The sequence below is a fragment of the Clostridiaceae bacterium genome (genome assembly GCA_012840395.1).
Lineage (GTDB): Bacteria > Bacillota > Clostridia > Acetivibrionales > DULL01 > DULL01.
This window is the reverse complement of the sequence record DULL01000030.1, coordinates 1-24361: the sequence shown is the minus strand read 5'-3', so window position 1 is coordinate 24361 and position 24361 is coordinate 1. Positions and strand designations below refer to the sequence as shown.

Sequence of the window (24361 nt, the reverse complement as noted above, 5' to 3'; positions counted from 1 at the left end):
CCATATTTAAAAAAACAAATGTCAAAGCTACAATAGTATAAATAATCAGACTGACTTCCAAATATAACCTGAAGGTCAACAAGTTGATAATCAACAATACAAATCCTATTAATAATACCCAAGCCAGTATACGTTTTTTCATTTCTGTTTTCTCCGCTTATCAAGCCATTCTTTTATCCTGCCTTCAAATCCATTTTCAGTAGGCTTATAATATATTGTACCTCTTATTTCTTCCGGTAAATAGTCCTGTTCTGTAATATTTCCAGGATAATCATGGGCATACTTATAACCTTTTCCATAGCCTAGTTCCTTCATTTCAGGTGTTACAGGATTTCTAAGATGCATTGGAACTTCTCCGGTTCTTTTGGTGGCTATGTCTGATAATGCATTGTCAATTGCAGTATAGCATGCATTTGATTTAGGGCTTGTAGCCACCATTATTGCAGCATGAGACAATATAATCCTGGCTTCAGGCATCCCTATCATCCTGACAGCTTCTGCTGCCGCAACTGCCACCAGCAATGCATTTGGATTCGCCATACCCACATCCTCGGATGCACAAATTATTATCCTGCGTGCCAGAAATTCAGGATCTTCTCCTCCATAAAGAGCTCTGGCAAGATAGAATACTGCCGCGTCAGGATCACTTCCTCTCATAGATTTAATAAAGGCACTTATGTTGTCATAGTGGGCGTCACCTGTTTTATCAAAGTTGATAGGCCTTTTTTGTATACATTCCAAAACAGTGTCTACATCTATAAATATGGAGCCGTCTTTACCTGGATCTGTAGTTATAACTGCCAGCTCTAGAGCATTAAGCCCTATTCTTGCATCACCGTTTGAAAGTTCAGCAATTTTTTCCAATGCTGCTTCTTCTATAGTAATATCATATTTTCCATATCCTCTTTCTTCGTCTTTCAAAGCATTTTTAAGCACCTTAAGTATATCCTCTTTTTTCAGTGGCTTTAGCATAAAGACCGAAGATCTTGAAATCAAAGCTTTATTAACTTCAAAAAAGGGATTTTCAGTGGTAGCACCTATTAATACGATAGTACCATCTTCCACATATGGCAATAAGGCATCCTGCTGAGCTTTATTAAATCTGTGAATCTCATCTATAAAAAGAACAGTTCTTCCGGATGGGTTCAGCATGGGATTCAGTGTATCGGCTATAACTCTCTTAATGTCTGCTACTCCTGATGTAACTGCATTTAGCTTTTCAAAATTTGTTTTGGTGGTGGAAGCAATTATCCTGGCAAGAGAGGTTTTTCCGGTACCTGGAGGGCCATAGAGTATTATAGAAGAGATTCTGTCAGCTTTGATCATTCTGTATAATAATTTTCCTTTGCCGACTATTTCCTCCTGTCCCACAAACTCCTCTAAAGTTCTGGGGCACATTCTATATGCCAGGGGCTCATTACTTTTAATCATTGCCATACCACCTAAAAATTTACCAGTTCAAGAGCAGCAAAAAAAGGGAAACTTATAAGTTTCACCTTAATTTGTTATTGAGCCGGTATGATACTATCTATATAAAGGATGCTTTTCACAAAGCTTCTTAACTCTTTCCTTAACCTGCTCTTTTGTGTTTTCAAAATCAGTTAAAGCCAGATGAATCAGATCTGCAATTTCTACCATATCTTCTTCTTTCATGCCTCTTGTTGTTACAGCAGGAGTTCCGATTCTTATACCGCTTGTAACAAAGGGAGGTTTCTTATCAAAAGGTATTCCATTCTTGTTTACAGTAATATTTACTTCATCAAGCATGTTCTGAGCTTCTTTACCTGTAATTTCTTTATTGCAAAGATCTACAAGAATTAAATGGTTGTCTGTACCATTCGTTACCAAATTAAAGCCTTTTTCCATAAGAGCTTTTGCCAAAGCTGCGGCATTTTTAACAATCTGTTTTTGATACTCATTAAACTCCGGTGAGAGAGCTTCTTTAAAGCTTACAGCCTTTGCAGCTATGACATGCATTAGAGGTCCGCCCTGAATGCCGGGGAAAACGGCACTGTTAATAGCCTTTGCAAATTCTTCTTTGCAAAGGATCATTCCGCCTCTTGGCCCTCTTAATGTCTTGTGGGTAGTGGTAGTTACAAAATGCGCATAGGGAACGGGATTTGGATGGAGACCGGCTGCAACTAGCCCTGCAATATGTGCCATATCAACCATCAGATATGCTCCAACTTCATCAGCAATTTCCCTGAATGCTTTAAAATCGATAATCCTTGGGTAGGCGCTTGCACCTGCAACAATAATATTCGGCTTGCTTTCTTTAGCAATCTTTCTTACTTCATCATAATCAATGCAGCATGTATCTTCCCTGACACCATAACTTACCACATTAAAATATTTTCCTGAAATATTTAAAGACATTCCATGAGTTAAATGTCCCCCATGGGATAGATTCATACCGAGAATTGTATCGCCAGGTTTTAATACTGCTAAATATACTGCTGTATTGGCCTGAGAACCTGAATGAGGTTGCACATTGGCATGTTCAGCGCCAAAAAGCTGTTTTGCCCTGTCAATGGCAATCTGCTCAACTACGTCAACCCATTCGCATCCACCATAATATCTTTTTCCAGGATACCCCTCTGCGTATTTGTTTGTTAAAGGAGTACCCATAGCTTCCATTACTGCTTTGCTGACAAAATTCTCGGAAGCAATAAGTTCAATTTTATATTCCTGTCTGAGAGCTTCATTTTCTATAGCTTCAGCAACTTCTGGATCAATTATTTTTATCTTATCTGTCCAACTCATTTTTACCGCCCATTCCGCCGCTGTGTACCGGCATTTTTTAATATAGATAAATACTTATCATACACAGAAAATTTGATAAGTAAAACATGCGTGGCTCGCATTTCAGTAAGCTTGGAACTCTTTTTCCAATAAAAAAATTATAACATATTTCGTTTTCATGTCAATAATGGTCGGGAGCCACTACCTTATAAAGCCACCACTTTATATAATTCATCAGTTTCCGGCTGTCCTATTTCTATTAACTGGCTATCCTTAACAATATATTTTGTCAAATCTTTTGTAATTTTGCCAATAATAGCAGAGCTGATGCCGTTGTTAGCCAATTCTTCCACAAGGGCTTGTCCGTTACTGCAGGTTATTAACATAGAGCCGCTTGATATAAGTTTTAGCGGATCAATTTTATAGTAATCGCATATAATTTTTGTAACATCTGCAACAGGAATTTTATCTGCTTCAATTATACAGCCGGTTCCTGAGGCTTCAGCTATCTCCCATACAGCTCCTAATACCCCGCCTTCTGTAATATCATGCATTGCGTTAACACCGAATTTGCTCGCGATTATACCTTCCTTAACAACACTAATATTATTAATAAATGCTTTGCCGGATTCTATCAGATCTTTCCCCAGCTTTTCTGACAATTCTGCTTCCTTATCATGTGAGATTATTGCGGTACCTTCAATTCCTGCCGTTTTGGTAATAATTATATCATCTCCCGGCTTTGCGTCTGAGGTTTTTATTAATTTATCCTTGCTACCCTTACCTATGGCTGTAGTAATCAGGATAAACTTATTAACTGAATCTGTTATTTCTGTATGACCTCCGATAATATCTACATTTAAGGATGACGCAGTTTCACAAAGCTGGCGCATAATAGTTTCCAGTTCTTTTTCAGTGGCTTCAGGAGGTGCGAGCAAGGCAACCATTAATCCGATGGGCTCTACTCCACAAGATGCAATATCATTACAAGAAATATGTACAGCAAGGCGTCCTACTTCATTGGAAGCACCTGTTATAGGGTCACAGGACAGGACACAGGCATCTTCACCAAAATCTAAAGCACTGCAATCTTCACCTATTTTAGGTCTGATAAGGACCTCACAACGTTTGTTAGTTATTTTATCCAATATGATTTTCTTTAGCGTATTATTTGGTATTTTGCCTATTTTCATACTACTCCCCTGTTTCTGATTGATTCATATTGCTATTCTCAATCATGTTTAATTCTTTTTGTGTTAAATAACTACTGTTTATTTTAATCTGGCCTCTTACCGGCCAGTAAATATCTTCAGAAATCTTCTCCTTATTAAGTGGCTCTCCTGTTTTACTGTAAACCTCTTTATAAACAATAACCTTCATTCCTTTTCTGGCTTCCTGAACTACAACTTTAACTCCGTCTTCCAGGGAGTCATCTATTATTATTTCTTCTTCATCTGGTTCATATATTTCAATTATTTCTGATTTCAGTTCAACTATATAATCTTCTTCATTCTGGCTGCCCAAAAACTTTATATTTAGTTTGTTCCCCTGAACATATGCCCATAAGCATATTGGATAGCCTAAATTGTTTCTAAATTTCAGATCAATCTCGTTTCCTGCTATGGTGGCATCCAGCCCCGGCTTAACATAACCTAAAGGCATTGAATGGGGCTGCCTCTCTATTATTTCCATGCCTGCCTTTAAAGCCGCAACGTAAACAGTTGTTGAGACCTGGCATATACCGCCGCCTGTTTCCTGCACAAATTTATTCTTTAGTATTACAGGTGCTTCTTTGAAACCATTTTCTTCAGTTCTCTCTCCAAGAGCGGAATTCATGGAGAATATTTCTCCTGGCATAATAATTGTACCATTTATTTTTTCACAGGCAAGTTTAATATTATGTGTTCTGTTAGTTTCGTATTGATTAAAAGTAGTAGAAAATGAAGATGTAACGTATTTTATATTTTGAATGCTCTCATATGTTATATCCGGAACTTCTTCTTCTACAATTAATTTTATATTTTCATCTATTTTACCTGTTATATATTTTTCTATAAGCCAGATATTTTCCTCAACATTTAATTTTTTCCCTACCTGATGTTTTTCAATGGTAATGGTGTTGTTTTCGCTGTCATAATAAACCTTTGAATTTGCTTTTCCCATGTCAATAGTTTCTTTTATTTCTAATATAATATTTCTTAATTTATTTTTGTCAAACTCTCTTTTTGTTTCAATATTTATATTTTTTGACTTAACATCTAAAATCTCTTTGATTCTGTCAATATAATTGCCTGTCCTTCCAATATTATATGCTTTTTCTATAGCTTCTTCCTTATTAATTACAAGTCCTATATCTTCATCATTGATTATCCAGGCGTTATTATCGTATTCCAATTGTAAGGACCAGTTTTTAATTCTTTCATTATTTATGCTGTCAATATATTCCACAGCTTGCTGCCTATCTAATCCTGAAACATCAATATTATCTATTGTTATGCCTTTATAAAAACAATTTGTATTTAAAAGGCGGGAAAAAAACACAAATGCGATTATTGCAGGTAATAACACAAGCAAGAAAAATATTAAAAAAATCCAACCTTTACGGTTTCTTAGCCATTGTAAGGACAGCATTTTTTAACTCCCCTTTTTAAACTAATAGCATTTACTATAATAGTATTGCTACCCCTTATGGCTATATTACAGTTGGAAATAAAAATCTCTGAATATATTATCTTTTATAATTTCTCTATATTATTTTTCTATTACTTTGCCTCTGGTAAGTATAATAATCTCTGTATTTTTTACTGCTTCTTCAATCAAATTATCCAGTTGAAGTTCTTTTTCCAGTTTTAATATTTTGTCTAACTGCGGCCTTGTATCAGGGTGTTTTGCTACAAAAGTGGTGCAACAATCTTCATAAGGCAGTATGGATGTTTCATATGTGTTTATTTTTCTTGCCAGGGCAACTACTTCATTTTTATCCATACCAATCAATGGCCTGAAAACTGGCATACTGACAGCATTATTGGTTACGGCAAGTCCCTGGATGGTTTGGCTTGCAACCTGCCCTAAACTCTCTCCGGTAATTAATGCCAGAGATCCTGTATTCTTTGCAATAGCTTCGGCTATTTTCATCATTGCCCTTCTCATGATAATTGTCATCTGGTTATGGGGGGCATTAAAGTTTATTTCTTCCTGGATGGCCGTAAATGGAACAATATGAAGATGGATATCAAAACAATAGGTTGATAGAATACGTGCCAGTTCTATTACTTTTTCCTTTGCTCTTTCACTGGTGTAGGGATAACTGTAAAAATGAATCGCATCAATTTCCAGCCCTCTTTTACCCATCATCCATCCAGCTACTGGGCTGTCTATACCACCTGATAACAGAAGCAGTGCTTTTCCACTGGTTCCTGTTGGCAACCCCCCCTGTGCAGGAATAATTTCAGAATAAATATATGTATGTTCTCTTACTTCAATAAAAAGCGTAAATTGTGGATTGTATAAATCTACACTTAAGCCTGGAATTGAAGAAAGAATGTGAGCTCCTATTTTCGCACCGATTTCAGGTGACTGGATGGGAAATCTTTTATTTCCTCTTTTAGCCATCACTTTAAAAGTTGAATACCCTGTTTCCCCAACAAGCTCATTAACTACTCTGAGGCTGTATTCCTTGATTACTTCAAAATCAGTTTCAATTTTCCAGACAATGCTTAAGGAAACTATACCAAATACTCTTGTTAGTTTTTCAACTGCGCCGTCAAAATCAAATTCGTCACTCATGGGCTCAATAAATATTCTGGCCTGGGACTTTTCAACTTTCATTTCACCTAAGCCATATAATGTCCTCTTTATGTTTTTGACCAGAGCGCTTTCAAAAGACGGCCTGTTTAAACCTTTTAAAATGATTTCTCCATATCTTACAAGAATTATCTTTTTCATCACTTGCCTCCACGTCTTATCTTTATTCTTGGAATTATTTCTTTAAGTGCTTCAACTGTATCAAAAATATCCTGTTCTGTATTATGAACTGAAAAGCTAAATCTTATTGCACCTTCTATATCACAGCTTTTAATTCCCATGGCTTTTAAAACATGGCTATGTTTTGCCTTTCTTGAAGAACATGCAGAGCCTGTTGATACAAAAATATTTTTCTCTTCAAGATGATGTAGCAGTACTTCAGATTTAACATGCGTGAAAGAAACATTTAATATATAAGGTAAGGAATCTTCAGGTGAAATTATATTATGTTCTACCCCTGAGTCCGATAACAACTCAACAAACTTGTCTCTTAAATTTTTAACTTTAATATAGTTTGCTTCCATGGAATTAAACGATAATTCTGCAGCCATGCCAAAACCACATATTCCAGCAACATTTTCAGTCCCAGATCTTATTTCTGATTCCTGTCCTCCACCAAAAAGTATGGGTTTTATTCTAATTGATTTATTAACGTATAATGCTCCAACACCTTTAGGACCATGAATTTTATGGCTGCTCATTGACATAATGTCTATCCCCCATTTAGCGGGAGAAATTAACATTTTGCCATAGGCTTGTACAGCATCAACATGCAAAACGGTTTTTGGATTAACAGAGTTCTTTACGTTTATTATTTTTTCAATATCTTGAATAGAGCCTGTTTCATTGTTTACAAGTATAATACTAAGAAGTGAAGTCTGTTCAGTTATTTTATTTCTTAATCCTTCAATGTCTACGGCACCCTTTTGGTCTATATCAAGATAATCTACCTGAAAACCTGTATTTGAAAGATATTTATAGACTTCCAATACAGATGGATGCTCTATGGGTGTAGTAATCACGTGTTTTCCTGCTCTGGGGTTGGCCTGAAGGAATCCTCTAATTGCCAGGTTATTTGATTCAGTCCCTCCTGAAGTAAAGATTATTTCACTGCTATCTGCAGACAGAGTTTTGGCAATAATATCCCTGGATTTTTTTATTAACCTTTCAGCTTCAATTCCTTTTTTATGTAATGAAGAGGGATTGCCATAGTAGTTTAAGTTTATATCATTCATATAACTAATGACCTCTTCATAAGGTCTTGTAGTAGCACTATTGTCAAGATATATTTCTCTTGTCATTTCATTCCACTCTTTCATATGTGTTTATAAATTATATTTAATATATATTTGTTATATAATATATTTGCCTTGTTCTACAATCTTAAGTCATGTGTATTTACTATGTAGTATTATAATGTATTACAAGGAATTATATCCACCCTTTAGTTATTTTAACATAAGGTTTAATTTTTAACCATTTTAATTTATGCTTATATTTGCTAAAATATATAGTAATAACGTTTACATTTTCTATCATTACGTTAATATCCAAGGAGCGTTAAAATATTCACTTAAGAGAGGCTTGGATTACTAAATGAATAAATCTATAAACCGTGGAAACAAAAAAGTATACATAAGAAAACTACTTATTCTGGTTTTAATACTGTCAAATATTTTATTAACATCCTGTGATTTATATGTTCAGGAGAAGTACGATACAGAAAATTCATTTGAACAGGCTGCCACAAATGATATTCAGGAGAACCTGGAATCTGAGGAGTCACAGAATTTACCGGCTGATAAACAAAATACCGAAGAATCAGTTGAGGAAAATATAGTTAAGCTTGATGTTTTTAATGAAAGCTACAGTCCTTCAGATTTTCAGGGATATAATTATTGGGTACTTATTGATGGTAAACCAGTGGAGACATATTCCAGAAAACCTGAAATATCTTTTCCAAAACCTGAAAACTACTCATTAGTTCAGGGCATCACCACCTTCAGAGGAAATAACTTCAGGAATACTGCCAGCTTCGGTCATGTTGAAGTAACGGAAAAAAAGCTTGAAGCTATATGGTTTACTAAAATCGGATATATTGACACATGGACCGGTGTAGGCTGGAATGGCCAGCCTGTCATTGTAAAATGGGATGATGAAGTAAAAAATATAATGAATATATTTCCTGCCAAAAAGGAAAAAGATAATTTGGTTGAGGTAATATACGGAACATTAGACGGTAAAATATACTTTTTAGACCTGGAGGATGGGAATCCCACCAGAGAACCCATAGATATCGGTTATCCCATAAAAGGTAGTGTTGCTGTTGATCCCAGAGGTTTTCCTCTTCTTTATACCGGCCAGGGTATATCTGAAAAAAATGGTGAACAGGGCCCTATTGGATTTAGAATCTTTAGTTTGATTGACCAGAAGCAACTATTATTTATTGATGGAATAGATCCTCATGCTTACAGGCTATGGGGAGCATTTGATTCAGTTCCATTAGTGGATGGCTATACAGATACTTTACTGGTCTGTGGTGAAAACGGTATTGTTTATACTGTTAAGCTAAATACCGATTTTAATCTTGAAAAGGCGACAATATCCATTAGTCCTGAGATTGTAAAATACAGATACACATCTCCTTTTGGAACAAGAATCGGTGTTGAAAATTCTCCTGCAGTTTATAAGAATTTTGTTTATTTTGCTGATAACAGCGGACTTTTCCAGTGTCTGGACATAAATACCATGAAACCTGTATGGGCAAGGAATGTAACAGATGATACAGACAGTACAACGGTACTGGAAGAAATAAGTCCATCTGATGTTTTCTTATACACTGCCTGCGAAGTTGACAAGCAAGGACTTGGAGGATTTTCGTTCATGAGAAAAATTAATGCCCTAACAGGAGAGTTATTATGGGAAAAATCAATTGAATGTGTATATGACACCGATAATAACGGAGGTGCTCTTGCAACTCCCATAGTTGGTAAAAATGAAATTGACAATTTAGTAATCTTTAATATCGGAAGAACAGGTAGTAAAGGTTATAAAGGAACTTTGCTTGCTTTGGATAAGAATTCAGGAAGAGAAATATGGAAAGTTGATATGGATTATTATTCATGGAGTTCACCCGTTGATATTTATACAAAATCAGGAAAAGCATATATTATAATATGCGATTCAGGCGGATATATGAGGTTATTGGACGGAAAAACAGGAAAAGAGTATTATCGAATTCCTTTGGAAGCTAATATTGAAGGTTCTCCTGCAGTATTTGGCAATATCATCGTCGTTGGAACCAGAGGGCAGAAAATTTGGGGAATAAAAATAAAATAAGATAAATTATTTGGTATATTCAGATAATAGCTTACATTTATCGGCCCTGTATTTGGAAATAGAATATTCTACTACCTGATTATTTTTAGAAACAAGCATATTTTCAACTTTTATGAGGGCTTGTCCTGTTTGAATTTGAAAAAACTGGCTGTCATATTCATCAGCATATACTACTTCCAGGCTGCTTTTTGCTTTTACCGGCAATAAAGGGTATTTTCCTATAAAAATCTCATGAACGGGTTTTTTCTGTATCACATCATCAATTATATTCGGGAAATAAGCAAGTGGTATATAAGAGATTATATGTGATATTACATTACCTTCATAAGTCTGGTTGAAAGTTATTTCAGCAAGGTCTTTAGTTCTTAAGAAATTATTTGACTTACAAAAAATTTCTTTAAGTTTTTCATTGTGTGATAAATCAATAGTTCTGGTTAATAAAACAGTACGGTTGCCTGTTTCTTGACTATCAAGGATGGTATTGGAAAAACCTGAATAGTTATCAATATTTATTTTAACCTTTTTTCGTGAAACAAATGTCCCTTTACCCTTTTCTTTGTAAAGATATCCGCAGTTGGTTAGTTCTGCTATGGCTTGACGGACAGTCGGCCTGCTAATATTATATTTTTCACAAAGCTCCTGTTCTGAAGGTATCTTTGTATTTTCCTTGTATTTGCCGCTTTCAATATTTTCAATCAGAATCATTTTAAGTTGGGTATATAATGGTATATTATTATATTTGTTTAACAACTTAGGAGCTCCCCTTTTTGAAATAGAATAAAAGCATGGCACTTTTATTCTATACCATGCTTTTTGACATTTCAATATTTATTTCAGGATATAATTTAAATTCGTTTTTTTATTTTAGATGATTTAAGATTCTAATCTTTTGTCAATAGCAATTTTTCAATACTCGCTATCTGTACGCATACACAAAACAGTTCAATTGCCTGCTTGAGTTCACTTATGGGAGGATATGAGGGAGCAATTCTTATGTTCCTGTCTCTTGGATCTTTTCCATATGGGAAAGTAGCTCCTGCGCTGGTAAGCTTGACTCCGGCTTCCGATGCCATTTTAACGACCTTTTTTGCACATCCGTCCATGGTGTCAAAACTAATAAAATATCCACCATTTGGTTTTGTCCAGCTGCATATGTTTTTTGAACCAAGTTCCCTCTCCAATATATTTAAAACTGTATCAAACTTTGGTTTTAGTATTGATGCATGCTTTTTCATGTGTTCATGAATATTGTCCATATTTTTTAAAAACAATACATGTCTTAATTGATTCATTTTGTCATACCCTATTGTTTGAATAGAAAGGAGTTTTTTGGTTCTGTCAATATTGTATTTGGAAGAGGCTAACATGCTTATACCGGCACCTGCATAAGTAATTTTAGATGTAGATGAGAAAATGTATACTCTGTCAGGATTATTGTATTTTTTACAAGCAGTTAATATATTTTTTAGATTATCATGCTTTTCGCTTAAATGATGTACGGCATAAGCATTATCCCAGAATATCCTGAAATCTTTCGCTTTTGTTTTCATAGATGCAAGTCTGTCAACTGTTTCATCAGAATAGGTATATCCCTGGGGATTGCTATATTTAGGCACGCACCAAATTCCCTTTATAGATTCATCCTCAGCCACAAGAGATTCGATTTTATCCATGTCAGGGCCATCTTCATGCATATCCACGGCTATCATTTCAATATTAAAAAGTTCACATATGGCAAAGTGACGGTCATAACCAGGACTTGGACAAATGAATTTAACAGCAGGAAGCTTTGACCATGGGGTGCTGCTTTCATCCACTCCAAACGTCATGGCACGGTTAATTGTATCGTACATTAAATTAAGGCTTGAATTTCCCTGTATAATAATTTCATCAGTATTTACTTCCAAATACTCAGAAAAAAGTTTTTTTGCTTCAGGAATACCGTCTAATGCCCCATAATTTCTGCAGTCTGTACCGTCAGAAGCTTTATAATCTTTTATTTCAAGCAGTTCTTTGGATAACTCAAGCTGCTCGGGACATGGTTTTCCTCTTGACATATCAAGATTTAAATTCTGGGCTTTAAATTTATTATATTTATCAATAAGTATTTGAAGATTTTTTTGAAGATCCCCTTTACTCATTAAAGTATAATCAGTCATATTTTCCTCCAAAATCAATAAAAATTTATAGGTGTATACTTAAAACTTTGCAATTGGATGTCATACCTATAATTTACTTGGTTATGTATTAATTTAATTATTAATTTTAATACAGATTATATGTTTTGACAATATCAAAAATGAAATCTAAACTAATTTTAATTTCATATTATGAAATATAACATTTTTGTTTCTTATTAATCTGGCATTATTAAAAAAAGAGATATCTTATTACATGCTGATATCTCTTATACAATACAATTATTAATGGGTTCTTTCCATATATGATATTAGATCAGATTTGACATTTCTTACATAGTCATAATCAATTTTGAAACTACAATGAAAAAATCCTGCATTTTTTTGTTGCTCCGTACTTATCTAACCAAGAGCAATCAGAATATCTTCTTTCTTCTTTTCAATATCTATAATTTTATTATTTATAATATTTTTGTCATTGCCAAGTTTACTAATAAGTTTATTGATATTGCCTTTCAGTCTTCCTAACTGTTTAATATCATTTACGATTTTATTTCGAACATTTAAATCGGTGAAAATATTATCAAACCAAAAATCTAATACTCTGGTAGCTGAACTTATTTCTGATGTTTCAAATGAATTATATAGCCCAACATCCTTTAATTCCTCACTTAAGTCCCTAAGCTGATAAGATAAGCGGCTAAAACACTGCTGCGCATTATCAATATGTTCATACTTGGCCATGTGGCTAAAAAAGCCTTTATTGGTCCAGACATCATATGTAGCCCAGCTTTTTGCTTTTTCAAGATGATGCATGGTTATGTTAATGGTATTCATAACCCTGTTTGCTACACTGATTGCTTCATCTGTTTCAACAAGCTGCCTGCAAAGTTCGGTACGTTCCCTTTCCAATTGTCCGTATTTTAGGAAAGCATCACAGTTGACATTATTTAATATTGTTTTTTCCCTTTTTCTGAGCTCAAACTCATATTCATCTTTGTCCTTTTTTAGTTGACAAATTCTGTAATTCAGTTCATCCCATTCCCTTTTAAGCTCATTTACTCTGTCCACTGCTTTATCATATTCAATTTTTGCCAGAAGTTCTTCCTGAATCTCTTTCTCAAGTTTTTTTTCATACTGCCCTATTAATTTAAATAATGTAGCAGATAGGGATTCATTTTTTAAACGTTCCACATCTCTGGATTCTTTCTGATATTTGTCCAGCAGCTCCCTGACTCTGCTTTCCGCATCATATATACGTTGTTTAAGCCTTTTTTGATTTTCCTCCAGAACAGGTATAGCTTCAATTCTGTTCCTGATTTCCTCCAGTTTCATTTTATCCATAACAAACTCCTATCTAAATTTATTGATATATATTTATTTTATTATATTACTTCAAAATCCTCCCGCTCCGCCGCCTCCAGCACCACCGCCACCGCCTCCGGTGAAGCTTCCTCCCGAGCTGGAACCGGTTGATCCCCCAAAAGATTTGTGAATGCTTTTTTGAAAGGCATTGTCATTGCTATTATTAATTATAAGGTACCAGAAGAACCAACTGTTATTATAATATCCGTAAGCATAATAAGATTCATCAAAGATAAATTCTTCACTATTTATTTTTTGTCCCAGGCTTAGTGCGTAGATTAAGGATATATCGGGAGAATTAATAAAGTCTTCTTTGGTAAACTCTGTAGAGAACTCATCTTTATGATTTTTCACATATTTTATGAATTCTACCCATTTTTTATATTGCTGATAACCATAGTCGGAACGTCTGTAAAACAATGCTATTCCATAAGCAAACAGGGTAATAGATATAATTAAACTGACGATACCAAAGGTGCCGTCGTATGCCAGTGTTAATATTCCAATTATTAATAATGCTATTGAGAAAAACAAACAAAGTACTCCATATCCTGTTTTGGATTTATCATAGTAACCTTTACTGACCGCATCTTCGCCTACTTTTGTTTTCCATTTATTATAAGAACTATGAAATTTTAAAGAAGAATGTTTGCTGTTATACTCTATTTCCTGGGTGCTTATTGATTTACCGTTCCCCATTTCATTTATAAGCCAGTTAATAAAATATTTTTCATGGCTTAGCAGTGAATCATCTGTCTCTTTTACCTGAGTTATAATGTAATTGTCTGCATCAGTAAATTTAATAAATTCATCTCTTATTATACTTATTTTTAAATATCCCTTTCTGATAAGGTCCAGGATAGTCGCAAATACAGTGTTAATACCCAAGAAAGAACCTGTTGTCAGATATGATGCGACAGCTGGAGTACAGTCTTCCGGAATAGAGGGAAATTGCTCGTTTTTGTTATCATTTTTATAAACATATTTTTCTCTTCTAAACCGTGTTAGGAATATTATAAAAATAAAAATCCCAATAACAGATGCCAAAAGAGAAACCGGTTCAAGCATTTTCTTTATCTTTTCTCTTCTTTCCCTGTCTTCTGTTATTTTTCTTTGATATGAAGCTTCTTCTCGCAAAATATTTTCGTAGTTATTTATATTTTGTATATTGCTGGATAATGGGATAATCTCTTTCGGGAAAAGAATTCTTCCTTCAATAAATGTATTTGCAGGGACATCTTCTACATATAAAGTAATGGTATTGCTGTTAATTTTCCGGTATTCACCGTTTAAAGGGCCATGAGCGAATATCTTAATATGTTCATCCGCAACGTTTTCGGGTAGTTTAATATTAATTCTAAAACTGCCAATCGGAGTATTATTCTCCTTACCTAAAAATATATAGTATAATTCTCCTATATCGTTGTATTTTACGGCCACATTCCGAACTGTGTAGCTTATTCTGAAAGTCTTTATCTGTCCTTCTTCTGCGGGAGAGAAAATCTTAATGACGGTGCTGCTGGATTCATTTATAATTTGGAATACATCCGAATCTCCTTTTTCAGCATCTTTCACAAGTTTATACTGTTTTGTGGCATTTCCAAGAAGCTCTTCCACCTGGATATCAGACACACCTGAAGTCTTTTCGAGGACTATCTCTCTGAATACTCCGTTAGCGTCACTTTCAAATCTGAAGCTTATATCTTCTGTTATGAATAAATCACCGGATTTAAGAAGATGCGAGTCAACAACCCACTCAGGAATACTCAGGCTTACCTCGGCATTTACGCATAGTGTAAAACTACATATGATAATAAATACTATTAAAAAAACTACTGCAGCACTTGAAAACCTTTTCATTTTTCCACCTTCATAATTTAAAAATTGATTTTTACAATTTACATAAATAAAGTATTTCATTTTATTAGTATTGTATATAATTTATCATACTATTAGAAGTATTTCCTCTATAATATTAGTTAATTATTGTTATATGTCAAAATAATATCAATCTTCCTCCATCTTTAAATCTTCCTCTATCTTTAAAGGTGGTTTGTGGAGAAATTTAGGGTCTATATCAGGATTGCCGGGAATAATCATTTTGGGGTCACAATTGGTGTCAGGGAAATGAAGCATTTTGTCATCAATAGTATTATTATATTCCCGGAAATCATATACTTCGTAATCATGCCCTTTACCCCTATAAACTTTAAAATTCTTTATATCCCGGCTAAAATTGCCTGTTCCTGATTCATTTTCCAGCCTATTTGGCTCAACATCTTTACATAAATTGGAAATGCATGAATCTTTATTACAATTATTATATTTATTATGATGACAGTCGATGTCTGTATCAATGCTGCATTCTGTTTTCTCATATATTATAAGATTATCATAGTCTTTTGCGAGACTTTTGAAGGAAGAATAAATAAAACTAATAGAAAAAATTAAAATTACACTAAAAAGAAATTTAAATTTCCTCATAATACCACCTTAATTTCATAGTACTACATCAAATATCATTGACGCAGAATTTTCCAGAAAGTTTCAGATAATATGAGAATAAAAATGGTATGCCGCCTTAAAAAAAGGGCATACCAAAAAGCAAACTCGCTTCGTTCGGGTATTCAGTTGGGGTCATGCAATCCCCTACTGAACAAGGTTGTTATAAAATAATTTGCATCAATTCTGCTTCCGCCTATATATGCGAGAGATTCTTGATAACTGGTTAAATATTTTATTTCCTTAGCTCGGCATCTACCAGCTCTTTTACCAGTTTTGGGTTAGCTTTACCCTTTGATGCTTTCATTACCTGGCCTATCAGAAATCCGACAGCCTGAGTTTTTCCGTTCTTGAAATCTTCCACTGACTGAGGATTATCTTTAAATGCTTGCTCAACAAGTTTGATAATTTCTTCCTCAGAACTTATCTGCTCCAGTCCTTTAGCTTTTATTAATTCTTCAGGGTCAATATCTTTTACAAATAATTCTTTAAATATTCCTTTAGCGGCAGTATTACTTATGCTTCCTTTTTCAATGAGGGCTATAAGCTTGCTAAGATAAGCCGGTTTTACGGGGATTTCTTCAGTAGATAACTTTTTATCATTCATAATCCTTAACAAATCTCCCAGTATCCAGTTTGCAGCAGCTTTTGGTGGCGCCCCTTCCTTAATTGCGTTTTCAAAGAATTCTGATAAAGCCTTATCTCTTACTAGAATTTCCACTTCACTTTCAGTCAAATTATAATCCTTAATAAACCTTTGTGATTTTTCGGCGGGTAGTTCAGGTAAAGTTCCCTTGATATGTTTAATAGTATTCTCTTTAATTATAACAGGCAATAAATCGGGTTCAGGGAAATATCTGTAATCATGCGCTTCCTCTTTTGTCCTCATGGATACTGTTTTTCCTCTTAAGCTATCCCATCTTCTGGTCTCCTGAATTACCTTATAACCCTCTTCAGCCTGATAAAGCTTCCTTTGCCTGTTTTCTTCATCTTCAAGGGCTTTTTGCAGTTCTTTGAAAGAGTTGATATTTTTTATTTCTACTTTTGTATAAAATTGTTTACTTCCTGCAGGCCTTAGGGATATATTTGCATCACATCTTAAAGATCCCTGTTCCATACGGCAGTCCGAAATTTCGCAATATTCAAGTATTGATTTTAATGTCCGTAAAAATGTTACTGCTTCAAGTGGTGAATGCATATCTGGTTCAGATACTATTTCTATCAGAGGAACTCCTGCCCTGTTATAATCAATGAGCGAGTAGGGTTCATCTTCGAGGTGTATTAATTTACCGGCATCCTCCTCTATGTGAATCCTGTTTATACGGACTTTAACAGTTTTTCCCTCACATTCAAACTCAACAAACCCTCCTGTACAAATGGGCAAATCATATTGGGATATTTGATAAGCCTTTGGAAGGTCAGGATAAAAATAATTCTTTCTGTCCATTTTATTAATCATGTTTATATTGCAATTTAACGCTATACCTGCTTTAATGGCCAGGTTTACAACCTCCTCATTTAAAACTGGGAGTGTTCCCGGCAGTCCGGTACATACAGGACAGGTATTTTCGTTTGGCTTTGAAGCAAATTTTGTTGAACATTCACAAAAAATTTTGGATTTTGTGTTTAACTCAGCATGTATTTCAAGCCCAATTACTGTTTCATAATTCATATGAACAACCTCCATTATCAGCACATTCAGGTTCCACTCTTTACAGCTCTAATTGAAGCTCTCTTTCTAAGGTATAAGCAGCCTGAAGTATTTTCTTTTCTCCAAAACGAGGCCCGATTAATTGTAAACCAATCGGAAGTTTTTCGTGGCTTAGTCCACAGGGCAGTGATACTGCAGGAAGACCTGCCAGATTTATGTTAACTGTATATACATCTGCAAGATACATTTCGAGAGGATTACTTTTCTTTTCACCAATTTTGAAAGGCAATACCGGAGAGGTAGGTCCAATAACAATATCAAATTTTTTAAAGCTCTCTTCAAATTGTTCTCTTAACACTTTTCTGAACTTTTGCGCCCTTTTATAATATTCATCATAATAACCGGAAGAAAGTGCATAAGTACCAAGCATGATTCTTCTTTTAACTTCAGCCCCGAAAGCTTCACTTCTGGATTTTTCTATTAACTCTTCAACATTTTCATAATCTTTAGTTCTGTGTCCATACCGTATCCCGTCATATCTTGCAAGATTAGAACTGGCTTCTGCAGAAGATATAATATAGTATGCTGATAAACCTTCATCCACAATGGGAATAGACGTTTCTTCAACTAATGCTCCACATGATTTTAATATTTCAATACTATCTCTTATTGATGCGTCAATTTCTTTATCCAGCCCTTCTGAGAAAAATTCTTTTGGGACACCTATTCTCATACCCTTAATTCCGGCATCTATGTTTAATAAATAATCGGTTTCATAGTCTCCATCATAGGAAGTGCTGTCCCTTTTGTCTCTTCCCTGAATAACTTCCAGTACTAAAGCCGAGTCTCTGACGGTTTTGGAAAAAGGCCCGATTTGATCCAGAGATGAACCAAAAGCAATTAAGCCATAGCGTGATACCAGTCCATAAGTGGGTTTCAATCCTACCACTCCGCAAAAGGCAGCCGGCTGCCTTATTGAACCTCCGGTATCTGAGCCAAGAGATACGGGAACCATATCCCCTGCAACCGCTGCGGCAGAACCTCCTGAAGAACCTCCAGGCACTCTGGTCAAATCTCTTGGATTCTTAGTTATTTTAAAGGCAGAGTTTTCAGTGGAAGATCCCATGGCAAACTCATCCATATTTGTTTTTCCTATAATAATGGCATCTTCATTAATGAGCTTATCAACAACAGTAGCATTATATGGAGGTATGAAATCCTCGAGCATTCTGGATGCGCAAGTTGTCCTGATACCATCAGTACAAATATTGTCCTTGATTGCAACAGGAACTCCTGCAAGTTTTCCAAGTGGCTCTCCTTTACTTTTTTTCTTATCAATCAATTTAGCCTGTTCTATTGCCTTTTCTTCACATAGTAATAAAAATGCATTTATTTCATTATCTTTTGTTTTAATATTTTCAATGAATTTTACTGCTATTTCCTCTGCTGAGAACCTTTTTTCTTCAATACCCTTTCTTATATCCTCTGCACTCATGAATTCTAAGCTCATCTATTTACCTCCTGGCTACTCGATTATCTTCGGTATTACTATAAATGTATCCCGCTTGGATTTAACATTTTGAAAAAGCTTTGATTTATCCTCATAATTTTTAACAACATCAGGTCTGGTTATTGTTTTGTTATCAGATGAATACTGGTTTAAATCTACATTGTCAAGATTCATTTTATCTATAGACTTGAAATGAGCTAAAATGCTCTCAAACTCTGAGGTAAGCTTTAACACTTCTTCTTCGCTGAACCGAAGCTTGGCAAGTTTGGCAATATATTTTATATCATCAATTGTTATGTTCATAAGTTCAACTCCTTCAATTTAAATATATTTTGTGTTTAAAGCTCTGTGTTCATGTATATATCTAATCGGATAAGTTATGTTATAATTAAAAAACCCGTACCTATACAAATTATACAGGGACGGGACATATCCTCATTCCGCAGTGTTAGCCTTATTAGCTTAATATATCTCAACCTGACACGGCATATACTCTATTGGCTATTGTAATTGCTATTGTCTACACAAAATATTAAAATTATATAATATCATGAAATTTATTATAAATAAAATTTCATTTGTGTGCAATATATTTTTTAGAAAAAAAATACAAAATTTGTACTATAAATTATTTGCTTAATTTATTTATCTGATTTTATTATACTTATTAAAGCATTCTATGCTTAATTATGCAATAATGTTTATAAAATCCTGCAATTTCACTATTAATTTCATCTTTTATTAATTATTTGAATGCCAATTCCACAATATGGTTACTTATAGCTTTCTGTTATTGCAGTTTTAGGAAGGAACGCTTAAATGTAAACTTCTGATTTCTCACCAAAGTTAAGGAGCTGGCTTAAGGATACCAGGCCATAACCGGATAATAAAGAGATTAATGAAATTACGGGATAATGATATCTTCCTGCTACCTCAAGAAAGAAATGAGCAACAATATAGCCAATAATTATGATGCATATCATAGAATAATAGGTTTTTCTTCTGAATAGAAGTATTAAGTTTCCTACTCCTGCAATTAACAGGAAAACGTGATAGTAAAAGTTGGAAGTTCTTATGAGCAGACGATCATATTTTGAGAAGAAATCATATGTAGAAGGACTTTTTTCATCTATGGCATTTTTCATATAGTTAACAAAATCACTGTCTGCTGACCACATAGTATTAAATTTATTCCAAACAAGGTTTACAGTTTGTGAAGTGTCTTTTTCTTTCAGCCTGTTAACTGCCAATTTTGTTAATGTATCATGAATCATCTGCGGTGTCATATTGAGGTCACTCATTAGTGTGCCTAAAGTATTTGCATCATCTTGATTCCAAACACCATTGGAGTCATAGTTTGTTCCAATATAAAGACTATATCCAAAGGGTTTGGAAGGTAATGGCCTTTCTATCTTGTTTGAAATAACTGCCTGGATTGCTTTGCTTGTAATAAGATAGGACATCAAAATAACTGCTAAAATCAAAATTTTATTAAATCCTTTATCATTATAGGTTTCAAAAGGACGGTAAATGTTAATTACTTCGTCATATGGAAAATATGAGGTCCTCTTAACATTATATAATACCAGGAATATACATATTGCCACTAATGTAATCAATGCAACTGGCCGGATTGAGTTTGCAAATGCGCATAATGCTCCAAGCAGAATAAACAATATTAATGATATTATATTGTTTAGCCTGGATTCTAAAATCTGTATAAAAAATACTATACATAATAAGTTCAGAAAAACAAATAGAGTTTCGGTAGAAACAAAGGAGACATAAAAAATCTGAGAAGGCCATAGCGACCAGATAATTGCGCTTATTACCCCGCACCTCCTGCTATGAAGCTTGCTTCCCAAAATATATATTAAAACAGCAATGCCACAGCTTAGAATAATATTCATAATCTGCGCCACAATAACCTTTGCCCCGAAAATTCTGTAGAATATGGATAAAACTGCAGGATACCCTATAGTGTGAGGAAAAATGGAAATATACATTTTACCTGGTATATTCCCTTTTGATAGCTCACTTGCAAAGATATGATAAGTTTCAAAATCAGAAACTGGTTTAATGCTTATAACATTTATACATATAATTCTTGGGATGAGACAAATAAGTACTGTAATAAATATATTTAATAAATGGTTTTGCGATTGAGAATTTCCATTAAAGAATTTTAAAAGAATAAAAAGCAGTATTGGAACTACTACTATTGATATAATGTAAATATGCCATAGTTGAGTATGATCAGAAAAGGTCCATAAAATTGTTTTATTTGATATAAAGGAAATTAAAGCTGCAAGAAGAAATAAAAAAATTAAAATATGAGGAATGCTTGTAATACAACTTTTGATTCTACTTATTAGAATATTTTTTCTTCCGGCTTTGTATATATCCATATAAATTTTAAACCTTTCTGGTATGGTTAGTTATCAATGTTTAGCAGAGGTAAATATATGTCTGCCAAAAGAAGTATATATAATATATCTAATATATCGGCTCTTAAAGTATTTAGTGAATAGAAAGCGTAAAAGCGGAACATAAAAAAAGTATATAATATAATAACTCATTAGTACCAGAATTCTTATATTCTTATATTTTTATATTTATTATTTAACATAAATGGAAATATGTCAATAAAATAGGATAAATAATGGCTGCAGAACTAAAATCTGCAGCCATGTTTTTAAGGTATGGTAATACTTCTCTTCCGGGGTAAGTCCCCAATAACATATTGTATACTTCCCTTTAAGGGCTTAATAATCCATATCTCCAGGAGGAGAAGGAGGAGTTGGCGGTTCTTTTTCTGGTTTATCAGCCACAGCGCTTTCGGTCGTAAGGATCAAAGCTGCTACAGATGCCGCATTTTGTAAAGCGGAACGAGTAACTTTCACAGGGTCGATAATTCCTGCCTCAAACATATTTACAAACTCGTCTTTTACAGCATCAAAGCCAATTCCTTTTTCACTGTTCTTTACCTTTTCAACGATAACTGAACCGTCAAGACCTGCATTTATAGCTATCTGGCGCAGAGGTTCTTCTAATGCTCTTAGAATGATTGATGCACCAGTTTTTTCATCCCCGGAAAGACTATCAACAAGCTTTTTAACTTCCGGGATTGCATTGATATAGGCTGTACCTCCCCCAGGTACTATTCCTTCTTCCACAGCTGCTCTTGTGGCATTAAGAGCATCTTCAACTCTATATTTCTTTTCCTTCATTTCAGTTTCTGTTGCGGCGCCCACACGGATTACTGCTACGCCACCAGCCAGCTTTGCCAGCCTTTCGTTTAGTTTTTCCTTATCATAATTTGAAGTTGTAATTTCTATTTGCTTTTTGATGGACTCGATTCTTTCCTTGATTTCTTTCTCATTTCCTGCTCCGCCTATAATAATGGTATTTTCTTTCTGTACTTTTACAGATTTAGCTTTTCCAAACCATCCAAGTTTAATATCCTTAAGGGTTAAACCTACTTCTTCAGAAATTACTTGTCCGCCTGTCAGGATTGCAATATCGCGGAGCATTTCTTTCCGTCTGTCGCCAAAGCCGGGAGCTTTTACAGCTACACAGGTAAAAGTACCTCTTAATTTGTTAACAACAAGGGTTGCTAAGGCTTCACCTTCAACATCCTCAGCAATAAGAAGTAGTTTTCCGCCGTTTTTCAAAATAATTTCAAGGGCTGGTAATAAGTCCTGGGCATTACTGATTTTCTTATCGGTTATTAGGATGTAGGGGTTTTCAAGTACGGCTTCCATCTTTTCATTATCTGTAACCATATATGGAGATATGTAACCCCTGTCAAACTGCATTCCTTCCACTATCTCTATTATAGTATCAGCGGTTTTGTTTTCTTCAATGGTTATAACTCCATCTGCTGTAACTTTTTCCATTGCATCAGCAATTAGGTTACCGATACTTTCATCACCGGAAGAAATGGTTGCTACAAAGGCCATGTCATGTTTACCTTTGACTTTCTGGCTGTTGCTTTTTATATATTCAACAACCTTGTCGGCAGCCTTTTCTATACCTTTTTTAAGAATCATAGGATTTGCCCCTGCGGCAATATTCTTCAGACCTTCTTTAACAATTGCCTGGGCCAGAAGGGTGGCAGTTGTTGTACCATCACCAGCCACATCATTGGTTTTACTTGCAACTTCCTTAACAAGTTGTGCTCCCATATTTTCATAAGGATCTTCCAACTCAATTTCCTTTGCAATAGTTACTCCGTCATTGGTTATAATCGGTGAACCAAATTTCTTTTCTATAACAACATTTCTTCCTTTGGGTCCTAGTGTTATCTTTATGGTGTTTGCAAGTTTATTAACACCTGTTTCAATTGATTTTCTAGCTTTTGCGTCGAATGTAATCATTTTTGCCATACTTACCACCTCCATTATTCAACTATTGCTAGAATGTCGTCCTGTTCAATGATAAGGTACTTCTGGTTATCTGACTTAATTTCTGTCCCTGCATATTTACTGTAAAGCACCTTATCTCCCTTTTTCACATACATTTTAATTTCTTTACCGTCCTTTACTTCTCCAGGACCAACTTCAATTACTTCAGCCATGTAAGGTTTTTCCTTTGCGTTTGAGGGCAGAACAATGCCACTCTTGGTAGTTTCTTCAGCTTCTACCTCTTTTAATAAAACTCTTGCTCCCAATGGCCTTATCTTCATAATCATTCAGCTCCTTTTCTTGTGAATTTTCAAATAACTGCTTTTACCAGCAGAATGATAAAATAATTAAGCAGTAATATATAGACATGTCATGATAGATGTTAATCATAATATTAGCACTCACTTTAACAGAGTGCTAACAACTATTATTTTATACTTACGAATTGTAAAGTCAATTTATACTAATAGTGATTTATTAGCATTATTACTCATATGTTCCAAATAATATTAAAAAAAGCTATTTTCTTCGTTAAATCTTCAGATATCTTCCAAATAGATATTAATATAAAAAACTCCCAAATTCCATTTATTGAATTTAAGTAGTAAAAAATTATTAGTCCTCAATTAATGCTTTGCTAGCAGTCTGGATAAGGGTTAAATACAGGCTAATTTTTTTCAAAAAAAAGTAGTATCAAACGAGAATAACGCTTGATACTACTTTCAATTCAACTGGTGCCGAAGGTCGGACTCGAACCGACATGGTATTGCTACCGCTGGATTTTGAGTTTTGCAGCATAACCGGAAACATCGGGAATGTAATGCACTTTAGCGGAAGTTACAGACCGCCGGAAACCTTGTAAAATCGGCTTTTCCGGCACTTTAACCTCTGAAAATCCCACCGT

General features: G+C 34.5%; 18 protein-coding genes. 1 reads left to right on the top strand and 17 read right to left on the bottom strand.

What is annotated here, in order from left to right:
• Window positions 1-138: 138 nt before the first annotated feature.
• The 6 genes from GXX20_03775 to GXX20_03750 all read right to left on the bottom strand — a co-directional run bounded on the left by GXX20_03775 (window position 139) and on the right by GXX20_03750 (window position 7847).
• A complete protein-coding gene (locus GXX20_03775; GenBank protein HHW30782.1) occupies window positions 139-1431 on the bottom strand; it encodes a replication-associated recombination protein A in 1293 nt (430 codons plus the stop codon).
• A gap of 93 nt (window positions 1432-1524) precedes the next feature.
• Entirely contained in the window at window positions 1525-2763 is a 1239-nt protein-coding gene (locus GXX20_03770; GenBank protein ID HHW30781.1) for a serine hydroxymethyltransferase, read from the bottom strand.
• Between the two features lie 185 nt (window positions 2764-2948).
• Entirely contained in the window at window positions 2949-3935 is a 987-nt protein-coding gene (locus GXX20_03765) for an AIR synthase (GenBank protein ID HHW30780.1), read from the bottom strand.
• A 1-nt stretch (window position 3936) separates the two neighbouring features.
• Entirely contained in the window at window positions 3937-5373 is a 1437-nt protein-coding gene (locus tag GXX20_03760; GenBank protein ID HHW30779.1) for a vanomycin resistance protein VanB, read from the bottom strand.
• A gap of 120 nt (window positions 5374-5493) precedes the next feature.
• A complete protein-coding gene (thiI, locus tag GXX20_03755) occupies window positions 5494-6687 on the bottom strand; it encodes a tRNA 4-thiouridine(8) synthase ThiI (protein ID HHW30778.1) in 1194 nt (397 codons plus the stop codon).
• Complete coding sequence (locus GXX20_03750) at window positions 6687-7847, bottom strand: cysteine desulfurase (protein ID HHW30777.1); 1161 nt, start codon at window positions 7845-7847, stop codon at window positions 6687-6689. The genes thiI and GXX20_03750 overlap by 1 nt, the downstream gene beginning before the upstream one ends.
• A 295-nt stretch (window positions 7848-8142) precedes the next feature.
• On the opposite strand from GXX20_03750, the gene GXX20_03745 reads away from it, so the two are divergent.
• Window positions 8143-9885: a PQQ-like beta-propeller repeat protein gene (locus GXX20_03745; GenBank protein HHW30776.1), complete on the top strand. Its 1743-nt coding sequence runs from the start codon at window positions 8143-8145 to the stop codon at window positions 9883-9885.
• A 6-nt stretch (window positions 9886-9891) separates the two neighbouring features.
• Here GXX20_03745 and GXX20_03740 read toward each other — a convergent pair whose 3' ends face one another.
• From GXX20_03740 to GXX20_03690, 11 genes are all read right to left on the bottom strand, one after another.
• Window positions 9892-10635 (bottom strand): GntR family transcriptional regulator, encoded by a 744-nt coding sequence (locus tag GXX20_03740; GenBank protein HHW30775.1) that lies wholly within the window; start codon window positions 10633-10635, stop codon window positions 9892-9894.
• A gap of 131 nt (window positions 10636-10766) precedes the next feature.
• Complete coding sequence (locus GXX20_03735) at window positions 10767-12044, bottom strand: aminotransferase class I/II-fold pyridoxal phosphate-dependent enzyme (protein ID HHW30774.1); 1278 nt, start codon at window positions 12042-12044, stop codon at window positions 10767-10769.
• 381 nt (window positions 12045-12425) lie between these two features.
• Entirely contained in the window at window positions 12426-13367 is a 942-nt protein-coding gene (locus GXX20_03730) for a hypothetical protein (GenBank protein ID HHW30773.1), read from the bottom strand.
• Window positions 13368-13418: 51 nt separating this feature from the next.
• On the bottom strand, window positions 13419-15248 hold the full coding sequence (locus tag GXX20_03725; GenBank protein ID HHW30772.1) for a DUF2207 domain-containing protein: 1830 nt from the start codon (window positions 15246-15248) through the stop codon (window positions 13419-13421).
• Window positions 15249-15395: 147 nt separating this feature from the next.
• Window positions 15396-15872 (bottom strand): hypothetical protein, encoded by a 477-nt coding sequence (locus tag GXX20_03720; protein ID HHW30771.1) that lies wholly within the window; start codon window positions 15870-15872, stop codon window positions 15396-15398.
• A 253-nt stretch (window positions 15873-16125) separates the two neighbouring features.
• Complete coding sequence (gene gatB / locus GXX20_03715; protein ID HHW30770.1) at window positions 16126-17562, bottom strand: Asp-tRNA(Asn)/Glu-tRNA(Gln) amidotransferase subunit GatB; 1437 nt, start codon at window positions 17560-17562, stop codon at window positions 16126-16128.
• A gap of 40 nt (window positions 17563-17602) precedes the next feature.
• Window positions 17603-19051: an Asp-tRNA(Asn)/Glu-tRNA(Gln) amidotransferase subunit GatA gene (gene gatA, locus GXX20_03710; protein ID HHW30769.1), complete on the bottom strand. Its 1449-nt coding sequence runs from the start codon at window positions 19049-19051 to the stop codon at window positions 17603-17605.
• A gap of 15 nt (window positions 19052-19066) precedes the next feature.
• Window positions 19067-19354, bottom strand: a complete 288-nt coding sequence (gene gatC, locus GXX20_03705) for an Asp-tRNA(Asn)/Glu-tRNA(Gln) amidotransferase subunit GatC (protein HHW30768.1) — start codon at window positions 19352-19354, stop codon at window positions 19067-19069.
• 512 nt (window positions 19355-19866) lie between these two features.
• On the bottom strand, window positions 19867-21057 hold the full coding sequence (locus GXX20_03700) for a hypothetical protein (GenBank protein HHW30767.1): 1191 nt from the start codon (window positions 21055-21057) through the stop codon (window positions 19867-19869).
• A gap of 759 nt (window positions 21058-21816) precedes the next feature.
• On the bottom strand, window positions 21817-23439 hold the full coding sequence (gene groL / locus GXX20_03695; GenBank protein HHW30766.1) for a chaperonin GroEL: 1623 nt from the start codon (window positions 23437-23439) through the stop codon (window positions 21817-21819).
• Window positions 23440-23453: 14 nt separating this feature from the next.
• Window positions 23454-23738 carry a co-chaperone GroES gene (locus GXX20_03690; protein HHW30765.1) on the bottom strand — a complete coding sequence of 95 codons (285 nt, stop codon included), beginning with the start codon at window positions 23736-23738 and terminating at the stop codon, window positions 23454-23456.
• Between the last annotated feature and the right edge of the window lie 623 nt (window positions 23739-24361).

Excerpts from the sequence above, each read along its gene's own strand:
- GXX20_03775 (HHW30782.1), bottom strand. The coding sequence starts at position 1,431 with ATGATTAAAAGTAATGAGCCCCTGGCATATAGAATGTGCCCCAGAACT.
- GXX20_03770 (HHW30781.1), bottom strand. The coding sequence starts at position 2,763 with ATGAGTTGGACAGATAAGATAAAAATAATTGATCCAGAAGTTGCTGAA.
- GXX20_03765 (HHW30780.1), bottom strand. The coding sequence starts at position 3,935 with ATGAAAATAGGCAAAATACCAAATAATACGCTAAAGAAAATCATATTG.
- GXX20_03760 (HHW30779.1), bottom strand. The coding sequence starts at position 5,373 with ATGCTGTCCTTACAATGGCTAAGAAACCGTAAAGGTTGGATTTTTTTA.
- thiI (HHW30778.1), bottom strand. The coding sequence starts at position 6,687 with ATGAAAAAGATAATTCTTGTAAGATATGGAGAAATCATTTTAAAAGGT.
- GXX20_03750 (HHW30777.1), bottom strand. The coding sequence starts at position 7,847 with ATGACAAGAGAAATATATCTTGACAATAGTGCTACTACAAGACCTTAT.
- GXX20_03745 (HHW30776.1), top strand. The coding sequence starts at position 8,143 with ATGAATAAATCTATAAACCGTGGAAACAAAAAAGTATACATAAGAAAA.
- GXX20_03735 (HHW30774.1), bottom strand. The coding sequence starts at position 12,044 with ATGACTGATTATACTTTAATGAGTAAAGGGGATCTTCAAAAAAATCTT.
- GXX20_03730 (HHW30773.1), bottom strand. The coding sequence starts at position 13,367 with ATGGATAAAATGAAACTGGAGGAAATCAGGAACAGAATTGAAGCTATA.
- GXX20_03725 (HHW30772.1), bottom strand. The coding sequence starts at position 15,248 with ATGAAAAGGTTTTCAAGTGCTGCAGTAGTTTTTTTAATAGTATTTATT.
- GXX20_03720 (HHW30771.1), bottom strand. The coding sequence starts at position 15,872 with ATGAGGAAATTTAAATTTCTTTTTAGTGTAATTTTAATTTTTTCTATT.
- gatB (HHW30770.1), bottom strand. The coding sequence starts at position 17,562 with ATGAATTATGAAACAGTAATTGGGCTTGAAATACATGCTGAGTTAAAC.
- gatA (HHW30769.1), bottom strand. The coding sequence starts at position 19,051 with ATGAGCTTAGAATTCATGAGTGCAGAGGATATAAGAAAGGGTATTGAA.
- gatC (HHW30768.1), bottom strand. The coding sequence starts at position 19,354 with ATGAACATAACAATTGATGATATAAAATATATTGCCAAACTTGCCAAG.
- GXX20_03700 (HHW30767.1), bottom strand. The coding sequence starts at position 21,057 with ATGTATATTTCCATTTTTCCTCACACTATAGGGTATCCTGCAGTTTTA.
- groL (HHW30766.1), bottom strand. The coding sequence starts at position 23,439 with ATGGCAAAAATGATTACATTCGACGCAAAAGCTAGAAAATCAATTGAA.
- GXX20_03690 (HHW30765.1), bottom strand. The coding sequence starts at position 23,738 with ATGAAGATAAGGCCATTGGGAGCAAGAGTTTTATTAAAAGAGGTAGAA.